The sequence below is a fragment of the Sphingobacterium sp. UME9 genome (genome assembly GCF_014170215.1).
Lineage (GTDB): Bacteria > Bacteroidota > Bacteroidia > Sphingobacteriales > Sphingobacteriaceae > Sphingobacterium > Sphingobacterium paramultivorum.
In genome coordinates, this window is the sequence record NZ_LZZP01000013.1 from 721,732 (window position 1) to 737,028 (window position 15,297).

Annotated in this window: 14 protein-coding genes; 10 read left to right on the top strand and 4 right to left on the bottom strand. The window is 38.1% G+C overall.

Annotated elements, in window-relative coordinates:
* Positions 1 to 171 precede the first annotated feature (171 nt).
* From A9970_RS22170 to A9970_RS22190, 5 genes are all read left to right on the top strand, one after another.
* Positions 172 to 813 (top strand): MarR family winged helix-turn-helix transcriptional regulator, encoded by a 642-nt coding sequence (locus tag A9970_RS22170; RefSeq protein ID WP_182330958.1) that lies wholly within the window; start codon positions 172 to 174, stop codon positions 811 to 813.
* A gap of 113 nt (positions 814 to 926) precedes the next feature.
* Entirely contained in the window at positions 927 to 2,405 is a 1,479-nt protein-coding gene (locus A9970_RS22175; protein WP_182983737.1) for an NAD(P)/FAD-dependent oxidoreductase, read from the top strand.
* 4 nt (positions 2,406 to 2,409) lie between these two features.
* Positions 2,410 to 3,246, top strand: coding sequence for a phytoene/squalene synthase family protein (locus A9970_RS22180; RefSeq protein ID WP_182983738.1), 837 nt, complete (start codon positions 2,410 to 2,412; stop codon positions 3,244 to 3,246).
* A gap of 9 nt (positions 3,247 to 3,255) precedes the next feature.
* Positions 3,256 to 3,714 (top strand): sterol desaturase family protein, encoded by a 459-nt coding sequence (locus A9970_RS22185; RefSeq protein ID WP_182983739.1) that lies wholly within the window; start codon positions 3,256 to 3,258, stop codon positions 3,712 to 3,714.
* Positions 3,711 to 4,412, top strand: coding sequence for a lycopene cyclase domain-containing protein (locus tag A9970_RS22190; RefSeq protein ID WP_182983740.1), 702 nt, complete (start codon positions 3,711 to 3,713; stop codon positions 4,410 to 4,412). The genes A9970_RS22185 and A9970_RS22190 overlap by 4 nt, the downstream gene beginning before the upstream one ends.
* A 443-nt stretch (positions 4,413 to 4,855) precedes the next feature.
* On the opposite strand, the gene A9970_RS22195 is transcribed toward A9970_RS22190, so the two are convergent.
* Together A9970_RS22195 and A9970_RS22200 are read right to left on the bottom strand one after the other, a co-directional pair.
* Positions 4,856 to 6,367, bottom strand: a complete 1,512-nt coding sequence (locus A9970_RS22195; protein WP_182983741.1) for a SusD/RagB family nutrient-binding outer membrane lipoprotein — start codon at positions 6,365 to 6,367, stop codon at positions 4,856 to 4,858.
* Positions 6,368 to 6,377: 10 nt separating this feature from the next.
* Entirely contained in the window at positions 6,378 to 9,431 is a 3,054-nt protein-coding gene (locus A9970_RS22200; protein ID WP_182983742.1) for a SusC/RagA family TonB-linked outer membrane protein, read from the bottom strand.
* A 149-nt stretch (positions 9,432 to 9,580) separates the two neighbouring features.
* On the opposite strand from A9970_RS22200, the gene A9970_RS22205 reads away from it, so the two are divergent.
* Positions 9,581 to 10,474 (top strand): AraC family transcriptional regulator, encoded by an 894-nt coding sequence (locus A9970_RS22205; RefSeq protein ID WP_182983743.1) that lies wholly within the window; start codon positions 9,581 to 9,583, stop codon positions 10,472 to 10,474.
* A gap of 145 nt (positions 10,475 to 10,619) precedes the next feature.
* Here A9970_RS22205 and A9970_RS22210 read toward each other — a convergent pair whose 3' ends face one another.
* Positions 10,620 to 11,027, bottom strand: coding sequence for a DUF5367 domain-containing protein (locus A9970_RS22210; protein ID WP_182983744.1), 408 nt, complete (start codon positions 11,025 to 11,027; stop codon positions 10,620 to 10,622).
* A 470-nt stretch (positions 11,028 to 11,497) separates the two neighbouring features.
* Here A9970_RS22210 and A9970_RS22215 point away from each other — a divergent pair, with 470 nt between their 5' ends.
* The 3 genes from A9970_RS22215 (at position 11,498) to A9970_RS22225 (ending at position 14,018) form a co-directional block, all read left to right on the top strand.
* A complete protein-coding gene (locus tag A9970_RS22215) occupies positions 11,498 to 12,064 on the top strand; it encodes a Crp/Fnr family transcriptional regulator (protein ID WP_182330967.1) in 567 nt (188 codons plus the stop codon).
* Positions 12,065 to 12,154: 90 nt separating this feature from the next.
* Positions 12,155 to 12,760 carry an N-acetyltransferase gene (locus A9970_RS22220; protein WP_182983745.1) on the top strand — a complete coding sequence of 202 codons (606 nt, stop codon included), beginning with the start codon at positions 12,155 to 12,157 and terminating at the stop codon, positions 12,758 to 12,760.
* 226 nt (positions 12,761 to 12,986) lie between these two features.
* Complete coding sequence (locus tag A9970_RS22225) at positions 12,987 to 14,018, top strand: hypothetical protein (RefSeq protein WP_182983746.1); 1,032 nt, start codon at positions 12,987 to 12,989, stop codon at positions 14,016 to 14,018.
* A 1-nt stretch (position 14,019) separates the two neighbouring features.
* Here A9970_RS22225 and A9970_RS22230 read toward each other — a convergent pair whose 3' ends face one another.
* Entirely contained in the window at positions 14,020 to 14,706 is a 687-nt protein-coding gene (locus A9970_RS22230; protein ID WP_182983747.1) for a hypothetical protein, read from the bottom strand.
* Between the two features lie 28 nt (positions 14,707 to 14,734).
* Here A9970_RS22230 and A9970_RS22235 point away from each other — a divergent pair, with 28 nt between their 5' ends.
* Positions 14,735 to 15,043 carry a hypothetical protein gene (locus A9970_RS22235; protein WP_182983748.1) on the top strand — a complete coding sequence of 103 codons (309 nt, stop codon included), beginning with the start codon at positions 14,735 to 14,737 and terminating at the stop codon, positions 15,041 to 15,043.
* Positions 15,044 to 15,297 lie beyond the last annotated feature (254 nt).

The window sequence follows — 15,297 nt, forward strand, 5'->3', positions numbered from 1 at the left end:
TAAATTTGCCACCTAGGTCTTCTTATTCTCAAAGCACAGCCCGATATGGGATGCAGTTTGTCAAAATTACCACTCAAATAGAGATTTCTTTTGGTTTAATTTTATTCTAAAAATATTCTTTTTTAAAATAATTAAAACAAATATAGTATATTTATGTTCTAAATAAAGTGTATGAAATATCAGCTTTTAAAAGAAATCATTGTATTAGTTGAAGAATTTGAACAGGAAAACGTAGATGGAATCTACAGCACTGACGCTGATGGATTTAAACGTTGGATAGTAACAAAGGAAACCGATGTTCTAGTCGAGCCTAATTGGGACGGTAAGGAAAATGGGCGTAGTCCAGAGAGTGTAATCAGCACATTAATAGTGCATATGAATAGGTTTGCAAAAAGTTATTCAAAGGCTGCTATTTGGGAATCTGATTTTTCCACACAAGAAGAGTTTATATACCTTATTACCCTACGATCCTTTGGCGAGATGACAAAAATGGAGTTGATCAGAAGGAATATTCATGAAAAGCCAGCCGGCATGGCTATTATAAACCGTTTGATCAAACAAAGATGGATCGGTCAACAAGATTCAAAACTGGACCGGAGAAGTAAGGTGCTTTATATCACGGAAGATGGCTTATCGGCATTGGATCGACAAATGGGGAAAATACGTCATGCTACACAGATTGTTTCAGGTGATTTGACCTATAGCGAAAAAATAACACTGATAAGTTTATTGGATAAATTGAGCAAATTTCATCAATTAATCTATGATAGAAATATTTCACCGGAAAAATTGCTGGAGCAAGTGAAGTTATAGTCCATACCGTAGTGGGATAGAAATAACAAAAGCACTACAATGTGTACATTACCATATTGCAGTGTCAGTAAATCTATTGGGGGTATTACTCAAGTTCAGCTAAAAAAACAGAAATGAAAAAGAAGGTAGCAGTTATTGGTGCAGGTTTTTCGGGTCTTTCAGCGGCGGCCTATCTTGCGCAGGCAGGATACGATGTGCATGTTTTTGAGAAACATACGCAGCCCGGTGGAAGAGCGAGGCAGTTTAGTACGACAGAAGGGTTTAAATTTGATATGGGACCGAGCTGGTACTGGATGCCTGATATTATTGAGTCCTTTTTTTCTGATTTTGGATGCAGTACAGCTGATTTTTTTGAGCTTGTATCACTCAATCCACAATTTGAAATGATATTTAACTCCGGACAGATTCGAGTACCTGAATCCTATCAGGAGTTAAAACAATTATTTGAACAGATCGAACCCGGGGCGGGTACGCAGTTGGATCGATTTATGGAAGCTGCAAAATTTAAGTATGAAGTCGGCATGCGTGATTTTGTCAATAAGCCCTGTCACAATTGGAGTGAATTCCTTTCTCCAAAAATTGCACTTAGCGCTTTGAAGCTAGATTTGCTTTCCAATTTTCGATCCTATGTTGCCAAATATTTTAAGGACCAAAGATTGCGGACATTGATGGAATTTCCGGTTATATTTTTGGGAGCTTCACCCAAGGATATTCCGGCATTATATAGCCTGATGAACTACGGCGGTTATGCACTGGGTACCCATTATCCGAAAGGGGGCTTTTTTCAGTTAGTACTGGCGATGCAACAAGTAGCGAAGAGACAAGGTGTCACTTTCCATTTTGATCATAATGTTGATGGGTTCAAGATTGAAAAGAATAATATCACTTCATTAGTTGTTAATGGTGTGAATCATCCATTTGATCTCGTGGTTGCATCGGCCGATTATCACCATATCGAAACACTACTTGCCAAGGAGTTGAGAAACTACGATGATGATTATTGGAAGAGCAGGACCTTTGCCCCCTCAAGTTTGATATATTATCTGGGGATGAAATCGTCCATTCCAAATCTAACACACCACACACTTTTCTTTGAGCATCCGTTGGACGATCATATTGACTGTATCTATGGTGAAAAAAAGTGGCCTGAAAATCCGCTGTTCTATGTATGTTGTCCATCCAAAACGGATTCTCATGTTGCTCCTGCAGACAGTGAGAATCTCTTCTTATTAATGCCCTTGGCGACCGCTATCTCGGACGATGATGAAACACGTGAAAAATATCTAATTAAGATGTTAAAGCGTTTGGAAAAGCATACCGGTACAAAAAACCTATATGAACAGATTGCATACAAGAGAAGTTACTGTGTAAGCGACTTTATCAGCGATTATAATGCTTACGCTGGAAATGCTTATGGACTAGCAAATACATTGAAACAGACAGCGGTATGGAAACCCAAGATCAGAAATAAGAAAGTCCATAATCTTTTTTATTCAGGTCAGCTAACGGTTCCCGGCCCTGGGGTGCCTCCCTCCATTTTATCAGGGAAAATTGTTGCCAAAGAAGCCATTGAATTATATCGTAAAACATAAGACCATGAAAAAGCTATTTGATGAACTCGCTTATGAAGTAAGCAAAAAAACAACTGAAAAGTATAGTACAAGTTTCTCGCTCGGTATTTTGGCACTCAAACCCAGCATTAGGGCTAGTATTTATGCGATTTATGGCTATGTACGATTGGCTGATGAAATAGTGGACAGTTTTCATGGTTATGATAAGCAGCGACTGTTGGCGCGGTTATACCTCGAGACAAACTGTGCGCTAGAGGAAGGTATCTCATTAAATCCGATATTACAATCTTTTCAGGAGACGGTACATAAGTATGCTATTGACATCGAGCTAATCCGTCAATTTCTACATAGCATGGAAATGGACCTGAATAAAGTCGACTATAATTCTGAACGCTATAAAGAATATATTTATGGTTCGGCGGAAGTGGTTGGACTGATGTGTTTACAGGTTTTTACGGAAGGTAATAGACAGCGCTATGAGGAGTTAAAACCTTACGCCATGAAACTGGGCTCTGCATTCCAGAAAATAAATTTCTTGCGGGATCTTAAAGACGACTACCATGTTCTTGGTCGCACCTATTTTCCGAATCTGGATATGGCAGTCTTCGATAATGCACTCAAAAGCCAGATTGAAGATGAGATACACAGCGAATTTAAGGAAGCGCTTTTGGGAATTAAAAAATTGCCTGCATCGGCAAAATTTGGCGTTTATCTAGCTTACAGATATTACCTTTCCCTGTTTGCAAAGATTCGGAAAAAATCCTCAAAGGAAATTTTGGAAAGTAGGATTAGGATACCAAATGTACAGAAAGCCTATGTTGCTTTCAAAAGTTATCTGCGTTACAAAGCTGCTTACTTATAATCTCGAGCTATGAATTTTATTACAGTATTGGTCACTTTTATCGCTATGGAGGGCGCAACCTGGCTTATTCATAAGTACATTATGCACGGCTTTCTCTGGATATTACATCGCGATCATCACGATCATAGTAATGAGGGCTTTTTGGAAAAGAATGATTACTTTTTTATCATTTTTGCTCTTCCCACCATCGCGTTGATGTATTTCGGTTCGTTAAGGGGTTACAATTATCTGTTTTATATTGGATTAGGGATTATGCTCTATGGTATGGCGTATTTCTTTGTGCATGATATATTTATCCATCAACGCTTCAAATGGTTGAGTAAAACAAATAACCGTTACTTTTTGGCGCTTCGTCGTGCCCATAAACAACATCATAAACATTTAGGTAAAGAGGAGGGCGAATGTTTTGGCTTTTTATATGTTCCGATGAAATACTTTAAAATGTATACTAACAATGAAAAAATATGATGCCATATACTTACTCGCTTATCTTATTTTTTACGGTCATAATCTGTTTTGTCGCATCCTTCGACAAGCGGCTTCGATTCGATCGTGAATTTGTCCCATTTTTAAAGGCAGCAGCACTTGTTGCTGTATTTTTTATAGCTTGGGATGTCTGGTTTACCAGTAAGGGAGTATGGTGGTTTGACACAAGATACACCCTAGGCCTGGTTATTGCAGGATTACCATTGGAAGAATGGTTATTCTTTATCTTCATCCCTTTTTCTTGTATTTTCACCTATTTCTGCATTGATAAATTTTTTAGATTACAATCGCTATCCGCCTTTAATAATATTGTCGTCTTTGTGAGTGTCATTATATGTGCTGTGGTGGCACTTCGATATGCCGACAGAATATATACAGTTGTTACCGCTACTGTGACTATCGCGACATTGATGCTTTTTCACTTTGCATTTCGGATACAATGGATTACGCAGGCCTCTGTAGTCTTCACCTTGCTTATGTTGGGCTTTTTACCTGTCAATGGTATACTCACCGGAACAGGCTTGGAGTCTCCGATAGTCAATTACAATCCCATGGAATTTATGGGGATCAGGGTACTTACGATTCCGGTTGAAGATGCGGTGTACGGATACACCCAGTTTTTGTGGGTTCTTTACTTTTTTAAAAAATTTCAAAGTAAGTCGCATGAATCCAATCAATAAAGAAGAGTTAACCATATATTCCTGTGTGAAAATAAGACCGATCATATTTTCCTGTGGATCGACCCAATAATGTGTATTGAATGTGCCACCCCAGAAAAATGTGCTGACATTAGCGGAGTGTACAAATTTATTTTCTGGCGTCACCAGCCAAAATCCAAGGCCAAAATAAAAGTTAAATTGCTATCCATCGCAAAAGCAGGTCGACCTGTCTCATTATAACTTGTAGGGGTATTATAACTACCTGATTCACTAAATGTAATTGTAAAAAAATGAGCATTAGATATGGAGAAATCTTGACGGTTATTTTGGAAGTCTAGGAGGTGAAAGTGCAATTTGTCATAAAAAGAACGGGGCCCATTCAATGGACCCCGTCTGACAAATAATGCTACCCACAATTGATAACATTAGCTCTCTAATCTAAATTTCTATATTGATAAACAATACTATTTTGTATCCCACCATACCCTTGCCAGCAGGACTCCATTTTCTCCTTGTGCTTGCACGTTGGCGTTGTTGGTATTGATTTCTGTCTCCGGATACATAAAGCGCAATGGATACGCTCCTGAACTTGGCGATGACAGTGAATTTGGTATTGCAGGATAACCCAGACGTCTATAATCGTTCCATGCCTGGATATTGTTGATGTTGTGCAATGCAAGCCATTTCTGGGTTATGATCTGTTGAATTTTGTTACTCGCTTCCGTATAAATGACACTTTTCTGGTTTATATAGGATTGCGCATTGTAATTATTTTGGTTGAACAGATAATTAAATGAGGCTTGAATTCCCTTTTGGTAGGATTCACTCGCGTTGCCACTCATCCATTTCCGCTCGATGGCCTCTGCTTCTAAAAAAGCAGTTTCCGCTAAGGAAATGAGAATGGTTGACTGACTAAATGATTTTATAATCCCAGCGGGCTGATTACCATTCTCCAGCGGCCCCTTTAAGGCTGAAGTATTAACCGCTGCAAACTCCTCAGCTATGGTGTTATTTCCAAAAAGGACACCTTTAAACTCCCCGCTGACCTGCGTATAGTTTTGCTGTAAGCGCGGGTCGTTATAGGCTTTGTACGTGTTGATCAAAAATTGTGTTGGTCTGATATTGGCATAATTTGCTACTGCCACACCTGCATTGTTCCGATAGAAGGTCTCGTAAAAAGGATTCATCTTTGCTGCAGTGTTGAGATATCCCGGATTGACAGCTGCATTTTCAGAAAGAAATCCTGAACCTTCTTCGATAATTTTCGATATTTCCTGTTTAATATAGGATTCTTGACTAGCAACTTCCGATTGTTTTAGCAAGGCTCTTAATTTGAGCGTGTTACCAAATTTGGTCCATTTGCTTTTATCGCCTTTGAAAAGAACGTCGTCTGTTGTGGGCAACAGAGAGGCAACCTTGATATCTGCAATACCTTCGGTAATTAGATCAACGGACTTGGCATAAACATCTTTTCCTGATTCATATTTCGGATGCAGGTTAACAGAGCCGTTTAAAGCATCACTGAAGGGAACATTATTGTAAAAGTCAACAAGTGTAAAGAAGTGGTGAGCCATCATGATCTTACAGATCCCCGCATAAAATCTTGCATCTTCGACATTGGCCTGATCCAAAATTTCTTTGTAATACAGTAGGTTGTTATAATTGGATTCCCAGACAGGTATGCCGTCTCTTGTATCCCTTATCGCAGGACCATTATAGGTCTTTAATGCCGTAAAAGCACTCACTCCTTCATTTGAAGTTCCCCAGTAACCTCCCCACAAACCACCGATCTGATTCAGTTGGACAGATTCATTTACGGCAGATACGACCAAGGCGGCAGGAAGCTTGGCATTTAGGCTTAAATTTTCCTTTATTGGCGCATTCGGATTATCATTTACATCAAGAAAGTCTTTACAGGAGCTCGCTGTAAGTAAAGTAATCGCAAATAAGGCTGATTTTATGATAGTGTATTTCATCTCCGTAGTATTAAAAAGTAATGTTGACATTAAAACCCATTGATCTTGATGTCGGAATCTGTCTGAAGCTGTTGTAGCCATCTGTTTGATTATAAAGTGCCTCTGGGTCGCCGATTGTATTGGAAGAATGCCTGACGATGAAAAGGTTATTTCCCACAAAACCAATGCTTGCTTTTTTGATCATCCGTTGATGGGATAGCCACGATTGCGGCAAATCATAGCCGATATAGAGTTCCCTAAGCTTTAGGTAATCTCCTTTAGCGGCGGTGACAGATTGTATATTTCCGTATGCCGTCCACCACGCTTTATCTCCCTTAGAATATACCTCATTATTTTCGACAATTGATCCGTCGGCCAGGCGTACCATAGAATTAGGCATAATAAAAGGCTGCCTATCGTATTTTGCAGTTTCCGGATGTGTTCCGGCAGCAAACATCCTCGGGATTACCTCCGAATACATCCAACTTCCCAGTCTCGCATCAATCTGAAAACCCATTGTAAAGGATTTATAGTTGAATTTGGTGTTAAATCCAAAAAGATAGGGCGGTACCATCGTTCCCATTACCTTTTCTTCTTCCGAAGGGATTACATTCCCGTTTGGATCCAAAACGATTTTCCCGTCTTCTCTTAAAAAGTCAGTCATGCGAAGTGTTGGATATTGTAGGCCTTTGATAGCGTAAGCTTGTCGAAAGATGTTAAACTCGTCGCCGGCATATAGATTTTTGGCTTTTGTGTCAGTATAACTGAAATTAAGGCCAAACTGTAAGTTCAAATCTTTGCTTTTAATTGCAGTTCCATTGATCATGATTTCATAGGTCTTATTGATGATCTGTCCAGCATTTACGATCGTTGAATTGAAGCCCGTTGCACGTGAGATACCAGCATCAAATATTTGTCCATCCGAGTCCGAATAAGCATAAACAATATCCGTCCGCAAACGGTCGTTAAAAAATCCGAGCTGGGTACCTACCTCAAATGATTTAACAAATTCGGGCTTTATCGATCGGTTTGGCTCAGATAGGGAAGGAGTAAATCCGACCAAACTACCAAATGGAAAACCCGCGGTTTGGCTATAACTCAGGTTCAGACGATAAGGATCTAAGGTTACGTTTCCTGTCTTATTAAAAGAAGCAAAAATACGACCGTAGCTCAATACCCTGCTCTTCTGCAGGCTCGCGATCGCATCTGTAAATACAAAAGAGGAACTTACACCTGGAGAAAAATAGCTGTTGTTTCCTGGATCAAGCACCGATACCTGATCATTTCTCCCTGTAAACGTTAGAAAAAGATAGTTTTTATATCCAGCCGTAAATTCTCCGTAAGTCGCGAGCGAACGGTATTTTGTAATTGTTGAACCACCGGCCAATTCGCCAGTGCGAGAGCCCTGATTGAATATATCTTCAAATAATAGATTTGTAGCACTGATATTGATAGATTTCGTATCATCCATTCGAACATTTTGTCCGACCAAAAACTTGGTAGAGAAATCACCAAAGTTCTTATGAAAATTCAGGATCAAATCATTGTTGAAACGGGTAAAGCCTCTATGTGTATCATTTACGCTACCATTTATATTTCTTGTTGCTATATTAGAAACCAATTTTCTGTTCGTCACACGACCAGGTTCTGATTGGAAATATAGTCCCGTACGGAAAGTCGCATCTAACCAATCTGTAAATTCATAATTAAACTCCAGTTTTGAATTTAATGTATGCTGATCAGACGTATTTCTGTTATTGTCGGCCATGAAAATGGGATTTCTAGTGCCGGCAACTGGATTATACCAGTTTAAAGGATGATTTGGAGAACTTGGATCCTGCCAGTTTCGTGCATCTTTATAGTCGATATTGGCGGGTTGTGTATAAACAGATAACCATGGGCCATCACTTGTCGTATTGTTCTTGAAAAAAACGTAATTTGTATTGAAAGAGGTATTCAACTTGTTAAATCGACGCGACCCATTAAATCGTACTCCAGTACGACTTGATTTGTCGCCAGGAATCACACCTTTGATACGAACATCCTGCAAAGAAACATAATATGATCCCTTGTCATCGCCAGAAGAGAATGATAGATCGTTTTGTACTGTTACGCCCGTATCGAAAAAATCCAATCGGTTATCTTTATCTGGAGCACTATATACCTTCGTTGGTTGTACACCATTGATGGGTAACCCAAAATCTCGGACCTCACCATTAAAACGATCTCCCCAAGATTCATTTGCTACAGGACTGTACACACCATTTTGTCCTTGACCAAAATTCTGTTGAGCAGGGGGTAGCAGGAAAACCTTGGAAAACAGTGTACTATTGCTATAGTTGATCTGCCCTCTTTCTGCCCGACCCGATTTTGTGGTGATCATAATTGCACCATTGACACCTTCAGATCCATATAATGCAGCAGCATTAGCTCCCTTCAGTACAGTAATGTCTTGGATATCATTGGGATTTATTCGGGTAATATCGGGCAATGGTACACCATCCACAACATATATGGGATCATTTTTTGATCGGTTTAAAGAACGTGTTCCTCTTAATCTAATTTGAATCCCCGGGTCAGTTTTTCCTGTTGTTAAGTCTGTTGCATTGATCCTTAGTCCGGCAACTTTACTCGATAGCGCCAAAAGAGGATTTACGACCTTACCAAGATTCAATTCTTGATTGTCCACAGATTGTGCCGAAGTACCGAGTTCTCGTGCTTGCCTTTTTATCCCCAATGCACCAGTTACGTTTACTTCGGATAACATGTGCGGGTCTTCAGCTAGTCGGATGACAAGATTGGATTGTCCACTACGAACCTGAATTTCCTGTGGCGTATAATTGAGATGTGAGATCACTAATGTCTGTCCCTGATGAAGGCGGATACGAAAACTGCCCTGTGAACCTGTCATCACAGAACTTGATTTGATACTTTCTTTCACACGGATTGAAACGCCACTAATAGGCTCTTCGGTTTTTAAATCCAGGATACGCCCCTCTATGGTAAAATTAGTCTGTGCGGCCACCTCTTCATAAAACTGCGAGGTGAAGAATAGAAATAGGATTAATAAGTAGCTTTTTAACATTTTTTAATGTTTAATTGAATAAGTAGTATGATTTCAATACCTTTGATTATATTAAGTCTAAATAAATAGCTTACGAAGATACTTGCTAAGATAATTTACCGAATAACGCAATCGGAAATAAGACTTATACTATTGGAAATTTCTATTCGATGGAGTTACTTCAAGCAGAAAAAAAAGCATTTAAATACGATCATCCGGATTATAAAGTAAGGATGGTCTATCCATACACAGACCATAACATTGTCCCGGAAGATAAGAGCTATCTTGTTATTATAGCTATTGAAGAGGGCTGCAGCTTGTCAACGGGGCCGAAGAAAATTGTTTTGAAAGAGGGCAGTAGTATGTTGCTGCGATTGCATGCGAATACAGTCAGCATCACATCCAAACATAGCAATTCGCGCTGTCTCATACTGCTATATCGAGACTCTTATCTTAAGCAAATGGATATTTCCGAGCAGCATATAGCTGCGATCAATGATGCAATACTAAATGCGGAGAAAATTTCAGAGGAGACGTCGCTTATAACGTATGTAAAAGCTAAGGATCTAATACGAATGAATGGAAGCAGTTTGTTATTACCTGCATTTTATAAGTCCAAATCACTGTTTATTCTCTCAACCCTAATGGATGCTGTGCAGCCCGGTATTCCATCCAATAAACTGGAACTACGCGAATCAGATATTGAGAAAATTAGCCAGGTGAAATTGCTTATTGAAACAAACCTTCATGAGACCTATACCATACATAAACTTGCAAAAGAAGTTGGGACCAATGTTCAATATCTTAAACAGCACTTTAAAAGCTATTATGGAATAACCATATTCAATTTTGTGTTGAAGTGTAAAATGCAGCGAGCACAACATCTATTAAAAGATCACAGATTAACGATCAGCGTTATTGGAAATAAACTTGGTTATAAGCACGCTAGCCATTTTACTGCAGCGTTCAAAAAATTCTTTGGTTATGTTCCTAATAGTTTGCGTTATCTATTGGTCATGGGATGTGATGAATTGGCTGCGATTATAGAGATGGGTCTTATTTGAAAAATCAATAAGCTCAGGTAATATTCTATTGATCTTTGGCAGTGTATGCTGTTGGGAACACGATATAACTATAAAACATATTGAAATAGGCATGCTGAAAAGAGGGTGCTAAACGGTATTTATTACCATAGCGAAGGTCTGTTCTTCAGTCACGGCCAAGCATCCTGTTTTGTCGCAGTCCTGTAACGACTGATGTTAATAACACAACGCTATAAGCCCACATGAGCCAAGAACCAAATGTTGCAGCTCGGCTTGACGGCATATTGGGAAAGATCTGTTCAAAAAATTGAATAGCGAATGTATCGAGAATCATTCCTGGCAATACCAATAGTACACCAGCCACTATATTTTCGAAACCTGAAAGTCTAAATTTTTTAAAAGTTAAGACTGTAATCAAAATCAATGCAGGGCTTACTGCTGCATATAAACTAGTAAGTACGACTGGTGAATCGGTAATAAAAAAGAATTGTCCCGCAAATCGAAAAGCTAACGTTGCCAAAAACCAAATTAAAAATCCGATAGCAAGAACAGGTAAAATAAACGTTTTTTTCATTTTTGAAATTTTGAATAAAAGTAGTATTCAGTAATCCCCGCCATCTAAACTCACTTACATACGTTCATACTCATCGAGAACTATTAGTAGACCTACACACTATCATTTAGCTGAATTGGACGACTTTCATCTCACATATATGGAAGATTATAAAGATTGAAGCTAGATCAATAACATTATGGTGGATAATGCCCAAGTTACGAATAGGTATTGTCCATTTTTTGAGATTTTTATCAAGGCCCAATATACAAATTAAAGTACAGGATTACTGCGATGAAGGGGCCATTTATTCTTCTTCGCTATTTGATAGATTTATTAAGTAAATTAGATCTATGAAAGAGAACTTAATTGCCTTTTAATATCTTTTGACTTTTAAACTTTTCTCCTCTTCTAGAATTTGGATTGCTCTAAGGAGAAAATCGAAGATGGAGAAGGTTGAGTTATGGTGTTAGTTTATTTCATAATTTTAGATGATGCTCTACAAAAATTTCGCAACCTCCGTATTGAAAGATCTAAAGGCCGCTATTGACGATCAGATGGCTGATTTTGTTGAATTGGTCGAATTCCCCAAGAACTCATTGCTGCTTTCCCCTGGACAACGAAACCTGTATTATTATGTGGTGGAATCGGGGATTTTGGTGAACTATTATATAAGGGATGGTGAAGAGGTTGTTACGAGTTTCACTTTCCCTGGGGATATCGTTGCAGACTTTAGAACAGCCGTATTCAAGGTAGCAAGTACCGATTATATCAAAGCACTTGGCCCAGTGAAGGTTTATCGTATTTCTGTTTCTGATTTTGATAAGTTAAAAAAAGAAAATAATCTTCTATTGGAGTTGGAGAGGCAGCTGATTATTGCTTATGCTCTTCTTTTAGACGAACGTCTGAGATTTATCCAGCATACAACTGCCCTAGAGCGGTATCAATTTTTGATGGACCATTACCCACAATTGATCGCTACAGTGAGTACCCGTTATATTGCATCCTATATTGGAGTGAAGGTCGAAACATTAAGCCGGATTCGCAGTAAGATTTAAAATATTAGCGGTTTAATTCTATTTTTTGTCTTCCAATTTTATTGACAATTGTCATGTTTATTGGGACTATAATTTCTGTTTTTTGTAATTATGAAAAATAAGAAAGCCGATAAAAAAGATTCTGACCGTTTGGTAGATATTATTTGTAGTTCATTTGTAAACGACCCTTGTTTTAGGTGGATGATCGGTCAGAAAAACTTTGAAAAAAAGATTTATTTTTTGGCTGATTATCTGGTTGAAGAAACATTGGCTAAAGGTGAGGTATTTATCGGACCGACTGGAGATGCTGCAGCACTTTGGCAATCTGAAAAGAGAGAGAGGTTATCGTTAGCAGTAATTTTCAGGAATTTAAAATTCTTATTTAATATGGGACTTCCAACAGTTTGGCGATCACTTAAGCTTTTAAAGCTGAAGGATGCTCATATCTCTAATCAAAATCCATATTTATACTTGGCATGTATTGGTGTAATGCCATCGGGGCAGGGGAAGGGTTTGGCTAAAGCCTTATTGGATCCAGTTTTAGCAGATGCCGAAAATTCAGGAAGAGATGTTTATCTCGAAACTGCAAATCCTTTGAATGTAAACATCTATAAAAAAAGAGGTTTTGAAATCATTGATGAAGTCGATTTATCTGAAATTAAAATTACGTTTATGGTAAAGCATTGTTTAACTTCAAAGAAGGCCAAGACCTTCTAATGTAACAACATATATGTTGTTATATTAAATGAGGAATCTACCTTGATAACTTGAATTTTCGAATTTAAAGAGGTCTTTATAGCTTATTTTTAGAATTTTTTTTAAAGAGCAAAGAGTTTTTAAGTACATTTAAATATCAACATCGAGTTCTTAAGTAAGGAAAATTGGACTTAACTATTCGATTTCAACAGTCCACTGGAACCAAAATTCTTCTTTCATTAAAAGTATGATATACACGCAACATAATCTTAGCTACTTCTTAACCCTCATATTGCTTATTGGTATTGTGGCTGTAGGAAAGGCTCAGGTACTCCCATTCTATAACGTTGCACCTTTGGAGGACGATGATTATTTTACAAAAACTGTTTTTTCATTCAATACTGCTTTTATGAAAAGCAATAAGGTAAAGCGTATGCTGCTTCAGAGCGAAGAGAAGATTGGGACGAAATATATTTACAGTTTTAACACCGACGGTATGGTGATAAATATGACGAGCATACGATATAATAACGAAAAACCTGATACCGCTTTTTATACCAGATATTTTTATAATTTAAACGGACTCATCGATAAAAAAGCAAGGATAGATTATTCCAATGGCATCGTAAAAGTGAGTAGCTTCCAATACAATAAGAATAATAAAATTGATATCATCCGAACCTTCACATTGAATGCTCAGATGCCAAATATGCCACAAAACAATGATTGGCAGGGAAAGCAATTTCCCAGAGTGGACAACATGATTTTAGAGGGCGCCTTACCTGACGAAAGTCTTTGGAAGAAAATGACAGCGAATAATGATTTTTCTTCTATGCAATATCGTTACTATACCGAAAACGAATTCGAGGCAGAAGAACGTACCGAATATTTCAATTTTAGTAAAAATAGCGGCAGTCCAGATACGTGTTATCAAAAAAAGACGTATTACTATTTGAAAGGGCATCCAGTAGTGTTGTTTCTACATAATGGCTGTGCTGTCGAGAAAACACCATCTGAATTGTATCAATTCAAAGACGGACTTTTGGTACAGCTCACTGATGCACCTTCTTCCCTTGATCCCAAAACCGAAAAGTATGTCTACGACCAAAACCGAAACCTGAAACTAATGGAAGATAGTTGGAACGGACGAAAAGTAAGTGAACTGGGAATGAGTTATGATGAAAAAGGCTTTTTGGTTTCCATACAGCGAAAGTCGGATGCTGCCAAGGCTCATTATTTTGAAGATCGCATTCTAAACGCAATTTATAGTTTTTACTAACTCAATAACCATTGCTTCTTTTCCATATTCCATTTTCATCGAGAATTTTTAAATAACTTTTAGGCGACTCGTCTGATTGACAACATTGAACCAGTTGATCGGTTAAGGCAGTCAAAAAGTCAAAGCAAACAGAAAAGTCCTCTTTTGAGTTATAAAAGCCACCCCACTCATTTAAGCTCCAACAAAATATATCGCCCCTGTCGGTCGTAATCGAAATCACGATGTTAGGGGTATCTACGTCGTTTTTTTTGTAGTAATCATAGTTTTCTCCGCCCAACAACGATATTTCACGGGCAGGAATGTTGATTGCACTTATGTTGGAAAATAAAACCGAACCAAAACAGGCACTGGTAAATCCGGCCTTATTCAGCGTTACTATTTCTGTCGATTGTCGTTCGGAGGCCGTTTTAAATAGCTTATAAATAGCTATTAAGAGGAACGGAAATAATATCAGTAACAGCCAGCTCGAGAGATCATGTGCAGGGCGTACAAGAAAAAAGGTAGTTGTTAGTGTAATAGCCAATAAAACCGTAAAAAACCAAACAAGAATGGCAGAGGTTTTGCTGCGGTTATTAAAACGAAATTGATAGCTCTTCATCGTAAGTTGAGTAAGGTGAATTTCTAATAAAAAACCATAGCCTTCAATAATAAATATATGGATATTTTGTTGGGAATTAGCAAATTGCATGTAAATTGCTCTTGGATTACATACTTTTATGAATGAGATCGATGAAATGTTATCCCTATATGAGCTGAGCGAAAAGCGCAGTATTTTACGCTTGCTCGATGATTTTCAGGACGAGGCGGAAATTAAAGAATATTGCTGGAAGGTTTTGAGAACTTACCCTGACCTTAAGAAAGAAGCCTGGTTAATTGGACTGGAAGGGGGCGATTATATCTACAGTTTTGAGGGACATTACGTTTTCATCACGGATGATATCTGGAGTTTTAATTTAATCGCGAGGAAACCAGTATTAAAGTTGCTGGTAGAAAAGATAAAAGCCTTAAAAGCATCAGGTGAATGATAGACTTCGAAGTTCAATAACCTGTAAATAAGATGTCTTCATTGTTGGATGTTATAATCAACTTATCATCGATCGTAAGGACTGCCGATTTATTAAAAAAATAGTTAGGCGAACAGCTCCAGCAGACTGTTTCCTGCTTATTAAATTTTGGCAGCGTTAAATTATCGGATATATATTACTCTTGTTACCCTCATAATAAAAATTTTCTTTCAATTTATTTTTGTATATTTATAAACCTCCCTACGTGCAGCACC